The sequence below is a fragment of the Nostoc sp. genome, from assembly GCF_036917235.1.
Taxonomy (GTDB): domain Bacteria; phylum Cyanobacteriota; class Cyanobacteriia; order Cyanobacteriales; family Nostocaceae; genus Nostoc.
Window position 1 is genome coordinate 20,125 of record NZ_JBALDU010000056.1, and the last position, 22,731, is coordinate 42,855.

Sequence of the window (22,731 nt, forward strand, 5' to 3'; positions counted from 1 at the left end):
GACATGCAAGCCAGTAGACTCCTGCCCAAATTCATTCTATAAAGTAGCGTTGACAAGTTTTTTTACCAATTGGCAAAATTGGGTACAGCAAAAGATTGCTTATCCCTACCCTTGGTAAAACCCTGGTGGAAGTAGCAGATTTTATACAGCGTTCAGCCTGACCTGGGACTGCTAAGTTAATCTAAAATCCGAAATCTTTTAATTCCTTGGTGTACGTCGGTTTCTCAGAAAATCAGGTATATCTAATCCAGGTTTTTCCTTTGGTTCTGGAATTGGAGTTGGGGTTGGAGTTGAATTTGGAGTTGAGGTTGGGGGATTAACAGCGGGTTGCTGTGTTGTTGGACGCTTCGAGGTATTAGGTGCTACTCGAACGTTAGCCACGCTTTGTTGTACCGCAGCTTGCACTTCACCTGTAAATCCAGTGGCAATTACAGTAATTCTTACCTCTCCTTGAAGCCTGTCATCAATTACAGCCCCAAAAATAATATTGGCGTTGGGATCGACTACTTCATAGATTGCTTCTGCGGCTGCATTCACCTCATGCAAAGTCAGGTCAGTACCACCTGTTATATTAAATACAACTCCTCTAGCACCTTCAATAGAACACTCTAGTAATGGTGAAGAAATAGCTGCGATCGCAGCTTCTCTAGCTCTAGATTTTCCAGAGCTAACGCCTATTCCCATCAATGCCGATCCCGCATCTGCCATCACAGCTCGGACATCAGCAAAGTCAACGTTTACTAAACCGGGGATCGTGATGATATCAGAAATACCTTGCACCCCTTGACGCAGCACATCATCTGCATAACGAAAAGCTTCTTGCACAGGCGTTTGTTCGGGGATTACTTCCAGCAGTTTGTTGTTGGGGATAATGATGAGCGTATCTACTCTACTTTTTAGTCCTTCAATACCTTGTTCCGCTTGACTGGTGCGGCGGCGTCCCTCAAAAACAAATGGACGTGTGACTACACCAACAGTGAGAGCGCCCATTTCTTTGGCCACTTCTGCCACGATTGGTGCTGCACCCGTCCCAGTACCACCCCCCATACCAGCAGTGATAAATACTAAATCTGCACCCTCTAAAGCCGTAGCAATTTCGTCCCGTGATTCTTCAGCAGCCTTTTGACCGATAGCAGGATTACCACCTGCTCCTAAACCCCGTGTTAGCTTCTGCCCAATTTGCAATCGACTTGGAGCGCCAGCTAAGGTAAGAGCTTGGGCATCGGTGTTAATTGACCAAAACTCTACCCCGGAGACATCAGACTCGATCATGCGGTTAACAGCATTGCCACCACCACCACCGACACCAATCACTTTGATGTTGGCGACCCGACCAGGAACAATCTCGCCAATTCGGCTATTTTCCGGAGAAATTTTCTTATTATCGTGATTTTGCCCGAAGTTCAGCCCAGAGTTATTAAAGGGATTGGTCGAGTTAACTGCCAGAGAAAACCCCGGCTGTCCCGTAGATTGGGAATTTTTATAGTTAAGTCCTTGGTTATTATCAAGTGTCATTGGATTTGTGAAAGGGTAGATAAACGACTTTTTCAGGTGTTATTCACCTAAGAGTCAACTTTAGTTTGACAATGCCACAATATTATGGCGTTGTTCTTTATTGTTTTCACTACTGCCAAGCCTAACAGAATTGGCAGTGTGAAAATTTGCTATGGGATAAGCTTTTAACACAGCCGATCGCACAGCCAATTCTAGAGAAGTATACCTATATTTATATAAAACTGACCTGTATAACTTCAACCAGACATTGATCTCTTCATTATTCTCAGCAGCGGGCATAACTTGTAAAGACACACTACAGCGTATCTTCTCTGCCTCAATAATAATATTGTTAATAGGTTTCACCATTGGGGATGATTGCAACTTTAGACACAAAATTTACCTTCTACTTACTTATGCTTAAGTTAAACTAAGCAAGAATTTACTTGTCAGACTATACATGATTAATTTGTTGTTTGGGTGGTCTCAATGGACACTTTGTTGGAGCAATAGTCTATCTTACAAAAACCCTCACTAGTGCGGCCAACAAATCAAGATTTCCTAAGAGATTTCGTTACCTAATAGGAATTACAGCACAGAACAGTCCAAACTTATTGCCCAGAAGCAATGCTTACACAACTTTGGCTGGCATTTTTCGTTACAGATTTAAACTTCGGTAAACTGTCTTTGGAAGTGTCCTCAACAGACCAAAGCCAGAGCCTTATTGCCTCTGCACTTAGATGGCGGCATAAACCGTTCTCATCAGTGACCTCTGTCCACGAGTCTGAATCTGAATGAAAAGCTCAAGCAACTTTCTCTTTTTTGTACTGGGTTTAGTCAAAGAATGTATGGGCAGAAGGCGTTTTGTACGCTACAGACCATCATTAGACTGTCTGACATCTTGCACCCTACTATTAGATGTTAGGGTAACAATTGAGAGTCTTTTACTCGCAATAGAGATTTTATGATTGATCTTCTCATTTTAATTAGAAGTTAATGCCGATTTTCGGGCGATTTGCTGGAAAACTGAAAATAATAAATATATTTATCAGCATAAAGCTTCTTAATTTACTAAGAGCTATCAAAATAATAAACACACTAGATGTTTTTAGGAATTTTGGGAGTTAATTTTTGCTCTTTTTGGTTCATTTGTACTAATGGAAGTTCAGGATTTTTCAGATCGATATACTCTATTTGACCAGAATTAAATTTTGTTGCTAAATGACGCATTTGGGCGAGTACCTTAATTTGTTCAGACAATTGGGGACCTGGAACACCAAGATGCACATTTCCTAATTCTGTTTTCAAAATTAAATTTGTTGGATTTTGGCAATCAATTTCCATCACTTTCACGGGACTTTGGCTCACAGCTTCATGGAGTTGAGTCCAGTAAAGGCAGTATTGATTTGGTAAGCCAATTACTCTGAGATTGGGTAATTTTCTAGTAGGATTCAGGGATGTATATTTTTCTAAAGGCATCCAGGCCCCACTTGCATCTAGCAAGCCGATTGTTACTTTTTTGTTGCCACGTGTTTGAGTTACCGCTACAGGTACTCGTTCTTGGATTTCAATGATTAGTCCAGGAGGAAAGAGGCGGCGTCTGACGATCGCTTGGGCAATAGTTGGCTGTTTCTTCAAAGAGTTAGCGATCGCTGACGGTTCAATCCGCCACAAAGATTGAGGGTAAGATAGCACCAACAATGACTGAGTTGTTTGATCTGACAGCAATTTATTACCTGATTTCATCACTATTTGTTTGGGAGCCTTTAGCATCCACATCGGTTGGACAGCCACCCACAACAATCCACCCGCTAAACCAGTAATGGCAAAGGTTCGCCAAATAGCTTGAATAATTCTCATCTGTCGCTGTCGACGCAATTTCTGACGACGCTGGGCTAGATGCGTGCGGGAAACTGATATTATGCCAGCCATTCACACCCCTTTTTGATTGCAATCTAAATTCCTTAACAAGCTCGTATCATTATTAATTTCAGTAAACACTGTTGGCATCTTTTAGCCGCCCTCCTCAAGACTTTTTTTATTTTTAGTAACACTTTACAGTAACTACACAATGATTATGGCGCTAGTAATTAGTCCTATTAAAGTTTCCGGTGTCCATTTTTAACTGACTGTAGTGTTTTTGACAAGTTATTTTTGAAGATTTTTCGTTAAAGATTACAAAATATTAATTGACATGTGTGGAATTTTGTTTTCTTGACAAATAGAATGTGAAATGATACACAAGTATTCCTGGATCTCTGTGTAGCTTGCTATAATTCATACCAGTCATACTCATCATCTATCCAAACTGAAACCCATGAAAATTTGTAGCTTTTTTTACTTAATTTCTCAAACATATAATTTTGTGGCAGGTCGAACAGAAGGGAGAGATTGTCAAAACCTCAATGACGGGTGTAAAAAGGACAGATATGCTTAAGACCTGATGGGTCGAACGGCACTAATAAATGATGAAATCCTTGCCAGGTATGGGTATAGAAGGTAGGGTGTAGGTTCAGAAAAAATCAAGAAAAGTAAAAATAAAGTGCGAACATAAACAAATTTCTTTGGTACGCAGCGCTGGCGCGAACGTCACTATACCCCACACCCTACACCCCACACCCCAAAGCTTTGTAGATAATGGGTTTGCATTATCTTAGTGCCATTCGCTATTAGGGTCAATTAAATCTCCACCATACTACTGACAGTAATCTGGCAACAAACGCTGTCTTTTGCAAGACACTACCACCTCCTTGCGCTCTATCTACATCCTAGATAGGGATTTATTGTATAAAAAATCCAAACTAAGCTGCATCTACATAAACCTCTACATACATGAAAACGACATTAAATTTGTCACGTTTTTATAAAGCATGTAACCCTAGCTACACGCTAAATATAAGTAACATACTAGATCGGCAGTATTACATAGATTTTGCTGATGTACGTGGTTGCAAGATTGTCGAAGAATTGCAACGAACTATCATTCGTATTTCTCCTGATGAGCCAACCTGTCAGTTATTTACGGGTCATATCGGCTGCGGTAAGTCAACGGAATTGCAGCGCCTTAAGACAGAACTAGAGTTGGCAGGATTTCATGTGGTTTATTTTGAGTCCAGTCAAGACTTAGACATGGCAGATATTGATATCAGCGATATTTTGCTGAGTGTAGCCCGTCAAGTCAGTGCCAGTTTAGAAGGGATTAGCATCAAACTCAAACCTGGTTACTTTACCAATTTGTTTAAAGAAGTAGGCGATTTTTTGCAAAGCCCTATAGAACTTTCTGGACAAGCAGAGTTGTCCTTGGGTATTGCCAAAATTACTGCAAAAACCAAAGATAGCACCCAGATGCGGAATCAACTAAGACAATATCTCGAACCACGAACCAATAGTATTTTGCAAGCGATTAACGAAGAGATTTTAGAAAAGGCTGTTGAACAGCTAAAGCTAAGGGGTCAAAAAGGACTGGTAGTGATTGTAGATAATTTGGATCGAGTGGATATGCGTCCCTTAGCATCCGGGCGATCACAACCAGAATATCTCTTCATTGACCGAGGCGAACAGTTACGCCGACTTAAATGCCACCTAGTTTACACAATTCCCCTAACATTAATTTTCTCCAATGAATATGAGACACTGAAAAATCGTCTAGGGGGAGGGATTGCACCAAAAGTACTGCCGATGGTATTAGTGCGGCAAAGAGATGGCAGTGACTACGAACCAGGAATGTCACTAGTACGCCAGTTAGTTCTAGCTAGAGCTTTTCCAGAAGTTCCTTTGAATAGCAGACTTTTATTAATTACAGAATTATTCGATCACTCCCAAACCTTGGATCGTCTATGTCGTGTTAGTGGTGGTCACATTCGTAACTTATTAGGCTTACTTTATAGCTGCCTGCAACGACAAGATCCGCCTTTTTCTAGGGACTGCTTAGAAGCCGTGATTAAGGACTACCGTGACGATCTGCTATTAGCTATTGATGAATCCCAGTGGGAATTATTGTTTGAAGTAGTACAGCAGCAGAGAGTTAAAGGTGAGTCTGACTATCAGAGCTTACTAAGAAGCATGTATCTGTTTGAATATCGCGATCCTGTGGGGCGCTGGTTTGGAATCAGTCCAGCCTTGGCAGAAACAGAAAAAGTTTTAGCTTGGCAACAAAACAAGTAACAGTCAATTGTAATTTGTCATTGGTCATTTGTTAGTGAATTAATGATCAATGCCCCATATCCAATGCCTAATACTCCATATCCAATGCCCAGCCCCATATCCAATGAGTAATGATAAGCAGCTACGTGTCTACACCAAAGAAAATCAGCATACTTTGCAAAGACTGATTAGAGCGATCGCACTTTCCGAAGGTCAATTTGCTCTGATTTTAGTTCGATGCAACTATGGGCGATTACGCGAGCAAATGTTAGAGAATATTCGCTCGAACACTAAAGAAATTCATATCAGAGAAATCGTTCTCAATCCATCAACTACTTCTTTACACAGCACAATAATCTCAGAACTATCTTTAGATAATCCTGCCGTCCTTACAGACTCTTTACCGTCTGCTGTAATGATTTTCGGTATTGAGTCAACTACCGATCTAGAAAACTTACTTACAGGTATCAACCAAGCACGAGATATCTATGCTGCTACTTTTCCATTTCCAGTCGTGTTGTGGCTACAGGATGAAGTAGCATCATTGCTTTCAAGATTAGCGCCTGATTTCAAAAGCTGGGCTGCAACCACTATTAAATTTGAAATGACCAAAGCAGATTTAATTGCTTTGATATCTCAAGAGGAAGAATCTTTATTTGAGAAAGTTTTAGAAGCAGGTGCTGAAACTTTTTTATCTAATGCTTTCCTAGATTTAGATCCTAAGTCGCAACACCGCCACGAAATAGAATCAGCGCGTAATGATTTACTACGCCTGTATAACGTTAAATTAACACCAGGATTAGAAGCTAGTTTAGAATTTGTGTTGGGGCGAGATAAATACGCCAACGATCAAATTAACGGTGCTTTAGCCAATTATCAAAGAAGCCTAGCATTATGGCAGCAGGAAGTGAGGAGAATAGCAGAGTGGGAGAGTAATTCTTCTTTGCCTCTCTCATGTCCTCAACCTATGCCCCCCTCATCTTTACTCAAGCAAGCAATAGTACTATTCCACCTAGGGCTTTGTTATCACCGAATGGCAGACTTATACCAGAATACTAGTAGCTATTGCGAACATGCCCTGTCCTGGTTTAAACAATGCTTGGAGCTATTGGAGGAGGTACAAAGAGAAGACTTAGTTGCTAAATTCATTTTGCCTGCTTGTGAAATGCTACAACGTCTACAAGCCTGGGATGACTTAAAAGAATTAGCTCAAAAGTCATTAAACCTACATAAAACTTATGGAACTCCCGCACAAGTTGCTCAGAATTATGGTTTTTTGGCAAATGTGGCGGCTTCAGAATCGAATTGGGTACTGGCTCATGAATTAGCAAATACAGCGCTTTCTATCTCCGAAGAAGTAACACAAGTTTCTTTGCGAGACGCTTTGCGAAGACGACGACAAGAAAGTTGGTATCTTCTATTGCTAGCACGCACACAACGGCATTTGGGTGAGTGCGAGGAAGCTATCAATAACTTGGAATGGGCGAGGGTAGTTTGTGAGCTACAACATCAGCCATTACTGTACTTAGAGATTTTAGAGGAACTGCGATCGCTTTACTTTTTTGAGTGTCATAACTATACAGAAGCCTTTAAGCTGAAGCAAGAAAAAATTAAAATAGAACATCAGTATGGCTTTCGTGCCTTTATCGGGGCAAGTCAATTACAGCCACAACGCCCTAGAATTAACCCAGTACTAGAACCTCACAAAATACCGTTTATTCCTGAAGAAATTGCTCAAGAAATATCTGCTTCTGGACGGCAACAAGATGTCAATCGCTTAATTGAAAGAATTACCCGCGCTGACTACAAACTCACAGTTATTTATGGGCCATCTGGTGTAGGTAAAAGTTCAATTCTCAAAGCTGGTTTAGTCCCAGCACTCAAGGGAAAAGTTATCGGTGAACGCATTCCTATACCGATTGTTTTGTCTGTTTATACTGATTGGATAACAATCTTGAGCAGCAGTATCAACCAAGCATTAGCATACACAGAAATATCGGTTAATATTGACTCTACACCCACCATACTATTAGAAAGAATTCGGCTAGCATCTGAACGTAATTATACAATAGTTATCATATTAGACCAGTTTGAAGAATTTTTCTTTATTAGTAATCCTCCTACACAAAGAATAGAGTTTTATAAATTTTTTAGTGAATGTTTAAATATTTCTTATGTAAAAATTATTCTTTCATTACGAGAAGATTACTTACATCATTTATTAGAGTTTGAACGTTTGAGTCAGAAAAATAGTACTGGCTTATATGATTTAGGAGTAATTAATAAAAATATACTTGATAAGGACATTCGCTACTATTTAGGAAAATTCTCTAGCCGAGATGCCAAAGCCATAATTCACAGTCTTACTCAACGTTCACATTATGAACTAAGTGAGGAATTAATTAACCGATTAGTCCTGGATTTGACAGGAGAACTAGACGAAGTACATCCAATTGAATTACAAATAGTCGGTGCTCAACTACAAATAGAAAATATTACGACACTTGCGGAATATAAGCTTTGTGGTGGCTCGGCAAAATTGGTAGAACGCTGGTTAGGGGAAGTTATCAAAGACTGCGGTCAAGAGAACGAAGATTTAAGTTGGAAATTATTATTTGAATTAACAGATGAAAAGGGGACGCGACCTTTAAAAACTAAAGCTGATTTAGCAGCTGCATTAGTGAATAATTATGATATAGATACAATATCAAGCTTTGACAAAGTTGGAGAACTGATTTTAGAAATATTGGTAGGCTCAGGATTGGTATTGCGAGTCAGAGAAGAGTTAGGCGATCGCTACCAGTTGGTTCACGATTATTTAGTTGAACCAATTCGCCAAAAGAACAACTATGGTATGCTCGCCGAATTAGAAAAAATCAAACTTGAAAAAACTAGAGCCGAAGCAGCCCAACAACTTAGTCAAAAGCAACTAAATTTGGTATTGCAACGACGACTGCGGGAAGCACGGGTAGCAGGTGCAATCCTAGCAATTATGGGGGGAACAATCGCAGCGTTATGGTGGCAAGCCGACTTACAAAAAAGAGCAGCAGTCCGTCAAACTCTACGAGCTGAACATAGTGAAACCAACTTACAAATTAGTGCGATTACTGCTACTAGCGAAGCTCTGTTTGCATCTAATAAAGAATTTGATGCCCTCCTAGAAAGTTTACGGGCTTGGAGAGGACTTAAACAAGCAGATGGAGTTCAGCCAGATACCCGAATGCGGGTAGTAACAGCACTGCAACAGGCAGTTTACGGGGTAACTGAGGTTAACCGCTTGGAAGGGCACACTGATATCGTCTGGGGAGTGACTTTTAGCCCAGATGGTCAATTGCTAGCATCAGGTAGTCGAGATCAGACAGTGAAACTTTGGCATTCTGACGGTACTTTACTCCAAACCCTCAAAGGTCACACTGATGCTGTTACTTGTATCATTTTTAGCCCTGATGGTCAAACCCTAGCTTCCGCTAGCCTTGACAAAACAGTGAAAATCTGGCATAAAAACTCGGTTACAGGTGAATTTGACCCCAAACCATATAAAACCCTGAGAGGACATGAAGATTGGGTTTATAGCGTCGATTTTAGTCCTGATGGCGAGTTATTAGTTACTGGCAGTAAGGATAAAACCATAAAAATCTGGCGCAAAGACGGTAGCTTAGTAAAAATACTGAGAGGACATCAAGGGTGGGTTAACTGGGTAAACTTCAGTCCTGATGGTCAATTCATCGCCTCAGCTAGCGACGACAAAACAGTAAAAATCTGGCGGCGGGACGGTAGCCTCGTTACAACTTTGCAAGGACATAAGCAAGGCGTAATTGTGTCTATTTTCAGCCCAGACGGTAAATTTCTGGCGTCAGCAGGTCGAGATCAGACAGTGAAACTTTGGCGGCGGGAGAGTAGCAACACTAAAGACGGTTTTGACTTTTTTCCTTACAAAACTTTACGGCAGCATAACGGTACGGTGTGGAGTTTGAGCTTTAGTTCGGATAGTAAAAAGTTAGCTTCCGCAGGTGAAGACAATACCATAAATCTCTGGAGTATCACTGGTAATTTACTCAAAACCTTCAAAGGACACAGTGATGCTGTCGTTAGCATTGCTTTCAGTCCAAAAAACAAATTATTAGCTTCAGGAAGTTTCGACAAAAGTGTGAAACTATGGAGTTTAGATGCTCCAAGACCGTCTATGCTTCAAGGGCATCGAGATCGAGTTTTGAGCGTTGCTTGGAGTCCCGACGGTCAGATGCTAGCTTCTGGTAGTAGCGATCGCACTGTCAAACTTTGGCAGCGATACACCAGTAGTGGCGAGATCAAAACTCGACTTTACAAAACTTTGGTGGGACACACAAATAAAGTTCCTAGTGTCAGTTTTGACCCAAAAGGTCAAATGCTGGCTTCAGGAAGTTATGACAAAACTGTGAAACTTTGGCGGCTTGACGGTACTTTAATCATGACTCTCCACGGACATAGCGATAGCGTCATGAGCGTCAATTTCAGCCCTGATGGTCAGTTTTTAGCATCAGCTAGCAAAGATAAAACAGTGAAACTTTGGAACCGTGAGGGCAAGTTGCTCAAAACCTTAGTGGGACATCAGGGTTGGGTAAATAGCGTCAATTTCAGCCCTGATGGTCAGGTTTTAGCCTCTGCCAGTGACGATCAAACAGTGAAACTTTGGCGGCGGGATGGTACTTTGCTCAAAACTTTCTCGCCTCATGATAGCTGGGTATTGGGTGTCAGCTTTAGTCCCACTGACGAGTTGCTGGCTTCTGCTAGCTGGGATAACACCGTGAAACTGTGGCGACGGGATGGGACGTTGTTAAAAACTTTATTAAAGGGGTACAGTGATAGCGTCAATGCCGTGACTTTCAGCCCCAATGGTGAATTACTCGCCGCCGCTAGTTGGGACAGTACAGTGAAACTCTGGAGCCGTGATGGCAAATTAATTAAAAGTCTCAATGGGCATCGCGCTCCGGTATTAAGTGTCAGTTTTAGCCCAGATGGTCAAACACTAGCATCAGCTAGTGATGACAACACGATAATTCTGTGGAATTTACATCTTGACGATCTGCTTGTTCGTGGTTGCGATTGGGTGGGTGATTACCTTAAGCACAACCACAATCTTGAAGAGCGCGATCGCCTTCTTTGTGATGGGATAACCCGTACAAACCCTTTTTAATTACGAATTATAAATTAGGTTGAAGCCTCAATGAGCAACCGCTCTTGGTTTAGCGGTTGATGAGGCGATCAAAGTTATTAATTCAGAGCTAGAAATAAATTTCGAGCTAATCAGTCAAAGGAGCGATCGCTCTCCAAAAGTTCATGGCTATTTTCTTTGGGAGCCTCTTGTGGCAAATTCGCTAAAAAGGCTTGTAGCCTCATCCGCTCAATATAGGGCCAGCCTCCCTCAGACTCAATATCTTTCAGCAGTGAGTAAAGTTGGCGACGGTTAACAGGTAAACTCTCTTGAAAAACCCCATCCCGGATCTCTCGGTGTAACTGCTCTAATTGCCGCAGCAAAGCTAAAAGAGCTACAGTCTCGCCTTCACAAGCTGTAGCGGCATCATACACCACAGTTGCGATCGCTTGCAGTTTACCAGACAACTTCTCTGATTCAATATTTTTTTGATCGTTCATGCCACCTTTTCCGTATAAATGAGATCAACTCAAATTTACCGGAGATTTTTAATTTTCCCTAGTTTGTCAGTTGTCTCCCTCTTATCCCATCTCCTCACTTGCCCTAGTCAGGGGTGAATATAACTAGATTTGTATCTTTATCAAAAGCAATTGCGATCGCTCCAAAAAGAGCGTAGTAACCTTTAGCATAGGCTCTACAGAAGCTAGATGCGATCGGGACGAGACTTTCTTGGATTTTGAGAACTTTGATTTTGAGTTAAAAAAAATCGTATGATCTGGCTGATTTACCCATCTAACAATGGGCTGTATGTAGTGGCGTCACATACATGATACAAAAAGACTTGGGCGACGCCGCTTTTGCGATAAGCAAAAGCAAAGTGCGAAGCAGACACCACTGTTCGCATTTTTCAAGGCACAAGCATTTATGCTTCTCTGTGTGAGGCTTACTCATACACTCGCCCAACTCTAAGGTAGCTTTTCGCAGAGTAGCGGCTTCTCATTAGAGATAAAAGCTTCGATGCAGTTTTACAACTTAGATATTAATTTTTGAGATTGAGGTTGACCATGAGGTATCGCGCTTTAATTGTTGCATTCTTGGCTTTGTGCCTGGGGCTAATAACCGCTTGTAGTGATGCTCCTGCTAGCAGTAGTGGTAGAGATGTACTGACTTACGATCAAATTCGCGGCACTGGCTTGGCTAACAAATGCCCCCAACTAGCAGAAACAAGCCGTGGTTCCCTTCCCATTGATTCTAGCCAGTCTTATACCATCAAAGAACTTTGCTTGGAACCAACTAGCTTCTTCATTAAAGAAGAACCTGCTAATAAACGGCAAGAAGCAGAATTTGTTGCTGGCAAATTGTTGACCAGATACACTTCCACCATTGACCAAGTACAAGGTAATCTGAAAGTCAACGCAGATAATAGCCTGACTTTTACGGAAACTGATGGTCTTGACTTCCAAGCCATCACTGTGCAACTTCCTGGTGGTGAAAGAGTACCTTTCCTCTTCACCATCAAAAATTTGGTTGCTCAAAGCCAACCCAGCTTGACTAGTATTAACACCTCTACGGACTTTGAAGGCAGCTTTAAAGTTCCTTCCTATCGTGGTGCTGCCTTCCTAGATCCTAAAGGTCGTGGTGTAGTCAGTGGCTACGATAATGCCGTAGCTCTCCCCGCCCAAGCAGATGATGAAGAACTTACTCGCACTAACGTCAAGCGTGCTGAAAATCTTAATGGCAAGATTTCTCTGCAAATCGCCAAAATAGACAGTTCTAGCGGTGAAATTGCTGGTACTTTCGAGAGCGAACAGCCATCTGATACAGATTTAGGTGCTGGCGAACCTAAAGAAGTCAAGATTCGTGGTCTATTTTATGGACGGGTTGAATCGACTCGTGGCTAAATCCTCGAAAGTAAGGCAACTGACTGGCACTCAAAACGACAATTCTGTAAGTATCAGACTTGATCGCAAAAGTTAAACTATCCACCCTCTTTAAAAAAGAGGGTGGATAAATTTTTTACAAAAATGAGAAAAAGTTAAATCTGAGTAAAACTGGGGGCAAAATAGCCCTGACAATTGGGAAAATTATTATCCCTCAGTCTTATGGGTGACTTAATTCATCCCTTTAACCTTTTCCCTTTCATTAAAACACTATAGACTTAAGTACAAAAAAGGGTGAGACGCCCTTTTTTTGTTTGCTTGCGTAAATATACGTAAGATTTTTTTAAATTATTAGTAATTTTTAACTATTGGATAAATTTTAGTGGGATGAACACGTAATTTTACTGTAAATCCAACTTTTACTTGTCAAACAAAAGCTCGACTACTGTTGTTTCGTTTCTCTAAATTAACTTCATCATTAATTAATTCAAGTTAAGTACAATCTCGGTTTGATATTTAGTGATTAATTTTATATTTTATTTCTATGTGGTTCTAAAAAAGCTACAGGTCATACCAAAGATAAATAACCAACTAAATAGCGATTTCGCCCATTTAAATTCTGCTCGATTGTCAAATAACCTATGGAATTTTAATAGAAAGTCTTTATTATCTCCCATAGTATTTGCTAAAAAATATAGCGCAATATTTCATTTGATATCGTGCGATCGCAGCTGAATTTAAAAAGCGAATAATTGATTCTTTATTTGCTCAATAAACCCGGTGCTATGCCTACCACAGTCACCAATGAACTAAAGCACGAAATTTGGCAGTTGTTGCGAGAATATCAGCAATCTCCGTCAGAAAATATCCGCAATCAACTGGTAAAACTCAATTTTGGACTTGTGAGAAAAGAAGCTCACTATTGGACAAATCAATGTCATGAAACCTACGATGATTTGCTCCAAGTTGGATGTTTGGGTTTAATCAGAGCTATTGAAAGATTTGAAATTTCCAAGGGACATGCCTTCAGTTCCTACGCTCTTCCTTATATTCGGGGTGAAATTCAACACTATCTCCGAGATAAAGGTGTCACCGTGCGAATTCCTCGGAGATGGTTAGCACTCCAACAGCAAGCAATAGGAGTATCACGTTCTTGGCGTGAAAAACACAATCGTCAACCAACCGACTCGGAATTAGCAGCAGCACTGGAAATTTCTCCAAACGAATGGCAAGAAATTAAATTAGCATGGGTCAATCGCGCTCCCTTGAGTCTTGATGTGCCAATCCAAGATGGAGAAGAAGGTTCTACCTGCTTGGGAGAATTGGTTCCAGATCCTCACTATCGCAGCTTTCAACTGGCACAAGAAGACCAACTTCGCTTACAACAAGCGTTGGTTCAGCTAGAAAAACGCACCCGCGATGTGTTGGAATGTGTATTTTTGCAGGATTTGACCCAAAAACAAGTTGCAGAACATCTGGGCATCAGTGTAGTAACGGTTTCCCGTAGAGTCAAGAAAGGACTGGATTTGATGAAAGAGCTTATGGGTGTGGCAGAAGATTGACTGCAAACAACAGACCGCAGTTATACTGGGTATGCAGTACTAAAAATAACCCTTGAAATGTAAAAAATTAGGTTATAAAGGAAACATACTTTGCCTTTAATCCAAATTATAGGCATTGTTTATTTCCAATTTTCAATTTTCCAATGGCTTTTGAGAAAGGCTCATGGGCATAACTTCAAAAATTACAATTGCAGCTATTTTAACTTTGGCGATCGCCGGATGTGCTTCTGAAGATACACCACAAGCCATCAATCCTGTGCCAGTTCCCAAAATAGCAAAAAAGTCGCCACCAGCGGCTCAATCCTTTAAGAATCCAGTGATACCGGCTAAACAGGTCTCACAAGTTAATCTTGCATCTGTTAGCTTGATTCAATCCACTAATGCTACAGAGCGGACACGGGAACTTGTGGTATCAAAAGCTCGAAGCGACCCTTTTGCACAACTTTTCGGGCAGACTGTTCTCGGAATGTCTAAAACATCTGGAAGACCAGTTCCCGTGTTGCCTAAGCTACCTACTGCATCACTAGCAGTACGAAAACTTCCAACACGCAGCATCGCTTTAAATCCAAAGAAAAATAACATTTCTTCTCTACCAAAAAAAGTCAATCCTACCTTGACTTCAGTGTTGCCTAAAGTTTTGCCTCAAGTTGTCCCCAACCCCACTTTAGTCTCTGTATTGCCACCGCCAGCACAGCCTGAGTTAGCAAGGGCAGTGGTTGTGACTGGTGTAGTTCTAATTAGTAAAGAACCACAAGCAATTATCAAAGTACCGGATGAGCCGACAAGTCGGTATGTACAGGCGGGACAGCGATTAGCAAATGGCGTACTGATTAAACGTATTGAAATGAATCAGGGCTACAACCCCATCGTGATTTTGGAACAATATGGTATTGAAGTTGCCAAAATGGTAGGGGAAGGGACTGTCAAATCAACGTCGTCAGCTGCATCTGCTACCGGCAATGCTATTTCAGTGACAACGCCCCTCCAAAATACCTTTAATGTGGGAGCTTCATAAAGATGGAGACTAAGGAAAAAGTTGAATTCGTTGGTTTGCCTTTAGCTGTTTATAGAGAAATAGCAGCTCATTTAGGTCAAGTCGAAGGGGTGGAAGTGGATTTAATTCCCCAGTCATCCCAACAGTTTGATTACAATCAAAGTCAAATTGCTGGCTTGAACCTCTCATGGGCACCAAACTCTACCTTAGAAAATCGTCAACGAGTTAACCAGATTTTGGCTTACTATCAAAATCGTTATATGAATCCTATTTGATTTTTTGATTTGTGAGAATTGCAACCCGCAGAACCCCGACTTATTAAAAAAGTCGGGATTCTTGTTGTTCGCAAATCATTCTGAAGTTCATTCCACAGTGCAGCGATGTCTCCGACGGGCTACGCCTACGCAGCAAGCATTATTTAACATAGGTTCATAAAGAATACTGTCTAACGACCTCACAACACGCAGCAAGGTGAGGATTTCAAAAAGCAACGTTATGATAATTAATGCATTAATCGAGCTTGGGTTTAATAATAAATAAGTTGGCACAAATAAACCTCCAGAGTACGGAGACGATTAATTGCCTCTGTACAGCAGTCAAAAACCATTGCTCTTGAGTGTATATTTAGGTGCTACGTCCAACCAAAATCAGCCGTTGTACAAATTTCCATAAGGATAATTCAAGTGACTAGGACTAATTCAGACTTTCTTTCTTCCAGCGATCCGGCGATCGCAGGGTTAATCAACGACGAACTACAGCGTCAACGAGATCACTTGGAGTTGATTGCTAGTGAAAACTTTACCTCCGCGGCTGTACTAGCGGCTCAAGGCTCGGTATTGACAAATAAATATGCTGAGGGTTTACCTGGCAAACGCTACTATGGCGGTTGTGAGTTTATCGACAAAATCGAGCAACTAGCGATCAATCGCGCTAAACAGATATTTGGGGCTGCTCATGCAAATGTGCAACCCCATTCTGGCGCACAAGCCAATTTTGCTGTGTTCTTGTCACTCCTAGAACCAGGGGACAAAATTATGGGGATGGATTTGTCTCATGGAGGACATCTTACCCACGGTTCCCCTGTCAATTTCTCAGGTAAGTGGTTCCAAGTTAGTCATTACGGTGTCAGTCAACAAACAGAACAACTTGACTACAATCAAATTCGCGAGCTGGCGCTGAGGGAGCGTCCTAAGCTCTTGATTTGTGGTTATTCGGCTTATCCCCGTGTAATTGACTTTGAAAAGTTCCGTAGTATTGCTGATGAAATCGGCGCTTACTTACTTGCCGATATTGCTCACATTGCTGGTTTAGTTGCCACTGGTCTTCATCCCGATCCCATTCCTCACTGTCACGTAGTCACAACAACTACCCATAAGACTCTACGCGGCCCTAGAGGTGGTTTAATCTTGACTGGCGACGCAGAACTAGGTAAAAAGCTAGATAAGTCTGTTTTTCCTGGCAGCCAAGGCGGGCCATTGGAACACGTTATCGCTGCCAAGGCAGTAGCTTTTGGAGAAGCCCTCAAGCCTGAGTTTAAAACTTATTCTGCCCAAGTGATTGAAAATGCTCGTGCTTTGGCCGAACAATTGCAAAACCGTGGTTTAAAGTTAGTATCTAACGGCACTGACAATCATTTAATCTTAGTAGATTTACGCTCTGTAAGTCTAACTGGTAAGCAGGCAGATCAGTTAGTCAGTACTGTGAATATTACTGCTAACAAGAATACTATTCCCTTTGATCCGCAGTCGCCATTTGTTACCAGCGGTCTGAGGTTAGGTTCGCCAGCAATGACCACACGGGGCTTAGGAGTAGCAGAATTTACTGAGATTGCCAATATTATTAGCGATCGCTTGCTTTCTCCAGATTCCGACGTAGTAACCCAAGATTGTCGGCAACGGGTAGCGGCATTGTGCGATCGCTTCCCCTTATATCCTCACCTGGAAATTCCTGTACCAGCATTAGCCTGACATGATAGTTAGGAGTTAAGAATTAGGAGTGATGAGTTTTAAATATTGAACTCCTAACTCCTAACTTCTAACTCCTAACTCCTAACTCCTAACTCCTAACTATTCCTTCTAATGAGTGCAGAAATTATTTGTGTTGGTACTGAACTATTGCTAGGAGATATCCTCAATGGCAATGCTCAATTTTTGGCGCAACAATTAGCGCAACTAGGTATTCCCCACTACTATCAAACAGTGGTTGGAGATAATCCAGAACGGTTAAAGCAAGTTATAGAAATTGCTATTTCCAGAGCGCAAATTCTCATTTTCACTGGTGGACTCGGCCCAACACCAGACGATCTCACCTGCGAAACCATCGCCGATTTTTTTAAAGTTCCGTTGGTAGAACGTTCTGACATCATCGAAGACATAACCCAGAAATTCGCCCAACGTGGTCGGATTATGTCACCAAGTAACCGCAAACAGGCTTTGATTCCCCAAAGTGCAGAAATTCTACCCAACCCCACTGGAACAGCACCCGGCATCATTTGGCAACCTCGTCCTGAAATCACAATTTTTACCTTTCCCGGTGTTCCAAGTGAAATGCACGCGATGTGGGAAGAAACAGCTGTGCCATTTCTCAAAAGTCAAGGTTGGGGTAAAGAAATTATTTACAGCCGGAGTTTAAAGTTTTGGGGTATTGGTGAATCTGCTTTAGCGGAAAAGGTTGCTTCCTATTTAAAGTTGCCAAATCCCACAGTCGCCCCTTATGCAGGTAAGGGGGAAGTAAGATTACGAGTTTCTGCAAAAGCAAATTCAGAAGCAGCGGCAGAAGCCCTAATTGCGCCCATTGAAAAACAACTTAAAGAAATTGTCGGACTGGATTTTTATGGCGTTAATAATGATACTCTGGCTTCCGTAGTCGGTCAGTTGTTGCGGGCATCAAAAGAAACGCTTTCAGTGGCAGAATCTTGCACAGGTGGTAGTTTAGGCCAAATGTTGACTGAGATTTCTGGAAGTTCTGATTACTTTTGGGGTGGAGTAATTTCTTATGACAATTCGGTGAAGGTTAGGCTGTTGGGGGTTAACCAGGAAGATTTAGATAAATTTGGGGCGGTAAGTGCTACTGTTGCAGAGCAAATGGCTGTTGGAGTCAAAACCAGCCTTGCAACAACTTGGGGACTGAGTATTACTGGAATTGCTGGCCCAACTGGAGGGACAGATACGAAGCCAGTGGGTTTAGTTTACATTGGTTTAGCCGGGCCAAAGGATGAAGTGACAAGTTTTGAGTATCAGTTTGGTACTGTGAGAGGACGCGCTCTAATTCGTCATGTGAGTGCGAATGCAGCGTTGGATAATCTGCGCCGGAAGTTGTTGACGAGGTAGCAGGTATATTATGTTATTTCTGTGATTTCTGCACCCTGCTTCCAAGAGATTTCTAATTGAAACTCAGCATTGGCTTTGTAGTAGGTGTAGCACTCATCAGATGTTGGACTGAAGAAAAAATCAAACGCAAACGCCCCAATCGGAAACAGTAGTTGGGATGGCGTAACCGTCTGCTGGAAGCGATCGCAAGTTGATTAACTCAAGGGCGATCGCTAACTTTTTTCTGGGTGCGTTAGCGTAGCTTACCGTAGGTATCGCTCATTTTCAAAGTCTGTAAACTGTTTAATTCCACCTTTGATTACCAGAAAATAACCTTTACTCAAAATTCAATCTATCAAAGTAGTGAATTCTTTTCATAACTATTGATGCCAGAACTTCTATCTAGGGATCGATATGGCTAATAAGCTAAATGAAGTAGAAATAGTATACTAAATCACATGAGATTGTATTGTATGAAATCCAATTATGTTGCAAAACAGCTTTCCACCGTAAAACGCTGGATGGCTACAGCGCTGTTTTGTATGTTAGCGATCGCTTTCGTTTGGCAAGGTGCATTTTTCTCGAACACCTCAGCAATGGCTGCTCCTGCTGGAACCTTGATTGCCTATGATGATGCAGATCGCGCTCAAGACAAAGCTGGTAGAGATGCAGGACGAACCAAAAACTTCATTGATGATGCAGCAGATAAAGTTAAGGAAGCTGCTAAGAGCAATGCCAGTAAAGTTGACCAATCAACAGACAATGGTAGCTTTATTGAGCGCAAAGCCAAGAAAGATGCCGCTACAATTCAGAAAAGAGCAAATGAAGATGCATCTCGCACTAAAGAAGCAGTAGACAATACCAAGAACGTTGTTGAACGTACTGTTGAAAACATTAAGGATGCTTTTGGTAAATAGAGATATAGCGATCCTATTAGATTCGTAAAAATCGAAAGCTTTAAATTTCCGACTTCTTAAAGAAGTCGGAAATATTGTTGTTTACGAATAATTTTGAAAAGTCTCAGGTTATGTGAATATTATTACAGCAATTTACAAGTATTTAACCATTAGGATAGGGTAACACAGCTAGCTCTGCTTCACTACAGGGAATTATAGTTAAAATCTAGTAATTACCCAGACATGATATTTATATAAACTAATCAAGTAGCTTTAGATACATATTTGTATAGCTATAAGAACTTGCGATCGCTGATAAAATTAGCTGTTGTCACTGCACAAGAGAAGCAACTATTGTTAAATATTTACCAGCAATTATGCTAGATATATAGTTATAAATAAAATATTTGACTTTCTTTTGTACTAACTTAAGATAGCAAAATTGAGTAATCTGCTTAGGGAACTACCGCAAACTACTCCTAGAAAAATTGTTTTTCTATACGGACTAAAAACAATTTTTAAGTAGCATTACTTATTGCCAAATGTGTTATAACATTAACTGATTGCAATTTAATTTGACGAATTGTTAATGTATAACAAACTTTTCGCCATTAACAATTACGAAATTATACTTTCCACTACAACTTAGTAACAATGTAAGAGTTTGATTCTGTGGACAACCCGACCGTGGGAAAATCAAAATACCGAGACTCGAAGTTAGAGAGGAAAACCTTATAATATGCATCTGAGCGAAATCACCCATCCTAATCAGTTGCACGGTTTATCTGTTCGCCAACTGCAACAGATTGCCCGTCAGATTCGAGATAAGCATCTTCAAACAGTAGCAGTTAATGGTGGACACTTGGGTCCAGGGTTGGGTGTTGTCGAATTAACACTAGGACTTTACCAAACGCTGGACTTAGATCGGGATAAAGTGATTTGGGATGTAGGACACCAAGCTTATCCCCACAAACTGCTTACAGGACGTTACGATCGCTTCCACACCCTCAGACAAAAGGACGGAGTTGCGGGCTATCTGAAACGGTGTGAAAACAAGTTCGATCACTTTGGGGCTGGACACGCTTCTACAAGTATTTCAGCAGCATTGGGCATGGCTTTAGCGCGAGACTTGAAAGGGGAAAAATTTAAAGCCGTTGCTGTGATTGGGGATGGCGCACTGACTGGGGGTATGGCTTTAGAAGCGATCAACCATGCCGGACACATGCCGAAAACGAACCTGTTGGTTGTTCTCAATGACAACGATATGTCCATATCTCGCAACGTCGGCGCGATTCCTCGCTATCTCAACAAAATGCGCCTCAGCCAACCGGTGCAATTTATTAAAGATAATCTTGAGGAACAGTTTAAGCAAATTCCCTTCGTGGGTGAATCCCTGTCACCCGAACTTGGACGCATCAAAGAAGGTATGAAGCGCTTGGCTGTTCCAAAAGTAGGTGCAGTTTTTGAAGAACTTGGCTTTACCTACATTGGGCCAGTGGATGGGCATAATCTCGAAGAATTGATTGCCACTTTCCAACAAGCACATCAGATAATAGGCCCAGTCTTGGTACACGTGGCAACAGTGAAAGGCAAAGGTTATGAAATTGCCGAACTAGATCAAGTTGGCTACCACGCCCAAAGCCCCTTCAACGTCGCAACTGGCAAAGCCATTCCTTCTAATAAACCCAAACCCCCAGCTTATGCCAAAGTCTTTTCTCACACTCTGGTAAAACTTGCCGAACAAAACCCCAAAATCGTCGGCATTACTGCGGCTATGGCAACGGGGACAGGTTTAGATAAACTTCAAGCAAAACTGCCGAATCAATATATAGATGTCGGCATTGCCGAACAACACGCGATTACTCTAGCAGCAGGACTTGCAACAGAAGGGATGCGACCTGTAGCTGTTATTTATTCTACCTTCCTGCAACGCGCCTACGACCAAATAGTTCACGATGTCTGCATCCAAAACCTGCCAGTATTTTTCTGCTTGGATCGGGCAGGAATTGTCGGTGCTGATGGCCCCACTCACCAAGGTATGTATGACATTGCCTATTTGCGTTGCATTCCCAACATAGCAATAATGGCACCTAAAGACGAAGCAGAAATGCAAAGCATGATAGTAACTGGTGTTAACCATACCAGTGGCCCCATCGCAATGCGCTACCCTCGTGGCAATGGCTACGGTGTTCCCTTGATGGAAGAAGGTTGGGAACCTTTGGAAATCGGCAAAGGCGAGATTCTACGTACAGGCGATGATGTGTTAATTGTTGCTTATGGCACAATGGTATATCCAGGAATGCAAGCTGCGGAAATTCTCAGCGAACATGGCATTGAAGCAACTGTAATTAATGCCCGTTTTGTTAAGCCGTTGGATACCGAGTTGATTTTACCTTTAGCGAAGAAAATCGGCCGTGTTGTCACCTTAGAAGAAGGCTGTGTAATGGGTGGCTTTGGTTCTGCGATCGCCGAAGCTTTACTAGATGCAGATATTCTTGTTCCTGTCAAGCGATTCGGTGTACCAGATGTATTGGTAGATCATGCTGAACCCAATGAATCTAAGACAGAACTAGGTTTAACTAGTCATCAAATAGCAGAGAGAGTATTGCAAGCTTTCTTTAAGCAGCAAGTATCTGCATCTGCTGTGGTTTAGTTTACTTATCAACAGTATTATCTAAGAATAACCCCTATAACAGGGGTTATTTTTGTGAGAATATTAGCGATCGCTATTTCTATTCACTCTTCACCAATTGCAATAAAATTAAAAGCCGACTTTTGTTTCGTGACTGCTAGTTCATAAATTGACTGTTCTTGATGTATTAGCAGATTGGCATTAGTAGGTTGGATTTCGTTCCTCAAGCTAACCTACGCCTTGCGGAAAACACTTAAATTAGAAAGCAAACTAAGGTTTGAGTAAGTAAAAGCAGCTTTTGCTTGCGGAAAACACCAAAATCAGTAAGTAAAAGCAACTTTTGCTTGCGGAAAACACCAAAATGAGAAAGCAAACCGGGGTTTGAGAAAGTAAAAGCAGCTTTTGTTTGCGGAAAACACCAAAATGAGAAAGCAAAAGCTTCTTTTGAATAAGTCAAAGCTCATTTTGAGAAAGCATTTCGGTATATTGAGCAAGCAAACGGGTATTTTTATAAAGCAATTAGACGTTTTGATAAAGTAATCAGGAAATTTTCTTGACAATTAAAAATCACGGCTGAACAAAGAAAGCCAACATAAATAGGACTTACGCAACTGGCATAAGCAATGGTGCGTCGAACGCGCCGAGCGCCTAAAAACTAAGCCATAGACATAGCAATATCCGGACGTTTTAG

Annotated in this window: 14 protein-coding genes; 10 read left to right on the top strand and 4 right to left on the bottom strand. The window is 41.5% G+C overall.

The features are described 5' to 3' along the window. Positions 1–198 precede the first annotated feature (198 nt). The 3 genes from ftsZ to V7K44_RS17190 all read right to left on the bottom strand — a co-directional run bounded on the left by ftsZ (position 199) and on the right by V7K44_RS17190 (position 3,426). Positions 199–1,515, bottom strand: coding sequence for a cell division protein FtsZ (gene ftsZ, locus V7K44_RS17180; RefSeq protein WP_334877364.1), 1,317 nt, complete (start codon positions 1,513–1,515; stop codon positions 199–201). Between the two features lie 60 nt (positions 1,516–1,575). Then, a complete protein-coding gene (locus V7K44_RS17185) occupies positions 1,576–1,863 on the bottom strand; it encodes a hypothetical protein (RefSeq protein ID WP_334933140.1) in 288 nt (95 codons plus the stop codon). A 729-nt stretch (positions 1,864–2,592) separates the two neighbouring features. Then, complete coding sequence (locus tag V7K44_RS17190) at positions 2,593–3,426, bottom strand: cell division protein FtsQ/DivIB (protein WP_334933141.1); 834 nt, start codon at positions 3,424–3,426, stop codon at positions 2,593–2,595. Between the two features lie 900 nt (positions 3,427–4,326). Between V7K44_RS17190 and V7K44_RS17195 the strand changes: the two genes are divergently transcribed. Continuing rightward, complete coding sequence (locus V7K44_RS17195) at positions 4,327–5,658, top strand: P-loop NTPase fold protein (RefSeq protein ID WP_334933142.1); 1,332 nt, start codon at positions 4,327–4,329, stop codon at positions 5,656–5,658. A 103-nt stretch (positions 5,659–5,761) separates the two neighbouring features. Then, positions 5,762–10,810, top strand: a complete 5,049-nt coding sequence (locus V7K44_RS17200) for an nSTAND1 domain-containing NTPase (protein WP_334933143.1) — start codon at positions 5,762–5,764, stop codon at positions 10,808–10,810. A gap of 110 nt (positions 10,811–10,920) precedes the next feature. Here the strand turns inward: V7K44_RS17200 and V7K44_RS17205 are convergent, their stop codons facing one another. After that, on the bottom strand, positions 10,921–11,268 hold the full coding sequence (locus V7K44_RS17205) for a hypothetical protein (RefSeq protein ID WP_334933144.1): 348 nt from the start codon (positions 11,266–11,268) through the stop codon (positions 10,921–10,923). 564 nt (positions 11,269–11,832) lie between these two features. Here V7K44_RS17205 and V7K44_RS17210 point away from each other — a divergent pair. From V7K44_RS17210 to dxs, 8 genes are all read left to right on the top strand, one after another. Continuing rightward, positions 11,833–12,669, top strand: a complete 837-nt coding sequence (locus tag V7K44_RS17210; protein WP_334721044.1) for a photosystem II manganese-stabilizing polypeptide — start codon at positions 11,833–11,835, stop codon at positions 12,667–12,669. Positions 12,670–13,433: 764 nt separating this feature from the next. After that, positions 13,434–14,210 carry an RNA polymerase sigma factor SigF gene (locus V7K44_RS17215; RefSeq protein ID WP_292729987.1) on the top strand — a complete coding sequence of 259 codons (777 nt, stop codon included), beginning with the start codon at positions 13,434–13,436 and terminating at the stop codon, positions 14,208–14,210. A 163-nt stretch (positions 14,211–14,373) separates the two neighbouring features. After that, a complete protein-coding gene (locus tag V7K44_RS17220; protein ID WP_334933145.1) occupies positions 14,374–15,225 on the top strand; it encodes a hypothetical protein in 852 nt (283 codons plus the stop codon). A 2-nt stretch (positions 15,226–15,227) separates the two neighbouring features. Further along, positions 15,228–15,479: a hypothetical protein gene (locus tag V7K44_RS17225; protein WP_334933146.1), complete on the top strand. Its 252-nt coding sequence runs from the start codon at positions 15,228–15,230 to the stop codon at positions 15,477–15,479. A 408-nt stretch (positions 15,480–15,887) separates the two neighbouring features. After that, entirely contained in the window at positions 15,888–17,171 is a 1,284-nt protein-coding gene (gene glyA / locus V7K44_RS17230; protein ID WP_334933147.1) for a serine hydroxymethyltransferase, read from the top strand. 111 nt (positions 17,172–17,282) lie between these two features. Then, positions 17,283–18,533: a competence/damage-inducible protein A gene (locus V7K44_RS17235; protein WP_334933148.1), complete on the top strand. Its 1,251-nt coding sequence runs from the start codon at positions 17,283–17,285 to the stop codon at positions 18,531–18,533. A gap of 452 nt (positions 18,534–18,985) precedes the next feature. Further along, positions 18,986–19,429 carry a hypothetical protein gene (locus tag V7K44_RS17240; protein ID WP_334933149.1) on the top strand — a complete coding sequence of 148 codons (444 nt, stop codon included), beginning with the start codon at positions 18,986–18,988 and terminating at the stop codon, positions 19,427–19,429. Between the two features lie 718 nt (positions 19,430–20,147). Continuing rightward, the gene (gene dxs, locus V7K44_RS17245) at positions 20,148–22,061 is read left to right on the top strand and encodes a 1-deoxy-D-xylulose-5-phosphate synthase (RefSeq protein WP_334933150.1); all 1,914 of its coding nucleotides are present in this window, start codon (positions 20,148–20,150) and stop codon (positions 22,059–22,061) included. Positions 22,062–22,731: the final 670 nt, after the last annotated feature.

What these genes read in the sequence shown, in the direction of transcription:
- ftsZ (WP_334877364.1), bottom strand. Translation starts at nt 1,515, where the DNA reads ATGACACTTGATAATAACCAAGGACTTAACTATAAAAATTCCCAATCT.
- V7K44_RS17185 (WP_334933140.1), bottom strand. Translation starts at nt 1,863, where the DNA reads ATGGTGAAACCTATTAACAATATTATTATTGAGGCAGAGAAGATACGC.
- V7K44_RS17190 (WP_334933141.1), bottom strand. Translation starts at nt 3,426, where the DNA reads ATGGCTGGCATAATATCAGTTTCCCGCACGCATCTAGCCCAGCGTCGT.
- V7K44_RS17195 (WP_334933142.1), top strand. Translation starts at nt 4,327, where the DNA reads ATGAAAACGACATTAAATTTGTCACGTTTTTATAAAGCATGTAACCCT.
- V7K44_RS17200 (WP_334933143.1), top strand. Translation starts at nt 5,762, where the DNA reads ATGAGTAATGATAAGCAGCTACGTGTCTACACCAAAGAAAATCAGCAT.
- V7K44_RS17205 (WP_334933144.1), bottom strand. Translation starts at nt 11,268, where the DNA reads ATGAACGATCAAAAAAATATTGAATCAGAGAAGTTGTCTGGTAAACTG.
- V7K44_RS17210 (WP_334721044.1), top strand. Translation starts at nt 11,833, where the DNA reads ATGAGGTATCGCGCTTTAATTGTTGCATTCTTGGCTTTGTGCCTGGGG.
- V7K44_RS17215 (WP_292729987.1), top strand. Translation starts at nt 13,434, where the DNA reads ATGCCTACCACAGTCACCAATGAACTAAAGCACGAAATTTGGCAGTTG.
- V7K44_RS17220 (WP_334933145.1), top strand. Translation starts at nt 14,374, where the DNA reads ATGGGCATAACTTCAAAAATTACAATTGCAGCTATTTTAACTTTGGCG.
- V7K44_RS17225 (WP_334933146.1), top strand. Translation starts at nt 15,228, where the DNA reads ATGGAGACTAAGGAAAAAGTTGAATTCGTTGGTTTGCCTTTAGCTGTT.
- V7K44_RS17235 (WP_334933148.1), top strand. Translation starts at nt 17,283, where the DNA reads ATGAGTGCAGAAATTATTTGTGTTGGTACTGAACTATTGCTAGGAGAT.
- V7K44_RS17240 (WP_334933149.1), top strand. Translation starts at nt 18,986, where the DNA reads ATGAAATCCAATTATGTTGCAAAACAGCTTTCCACCGTAAAACGCTGG.
- dxs (WP_334933150.1), top strand. Translation starts at nt 20,148, where the DNA reads ATGCATCTGAGCGAAATCACCCATCCTAATCAGTTGCACGGTTTATCT.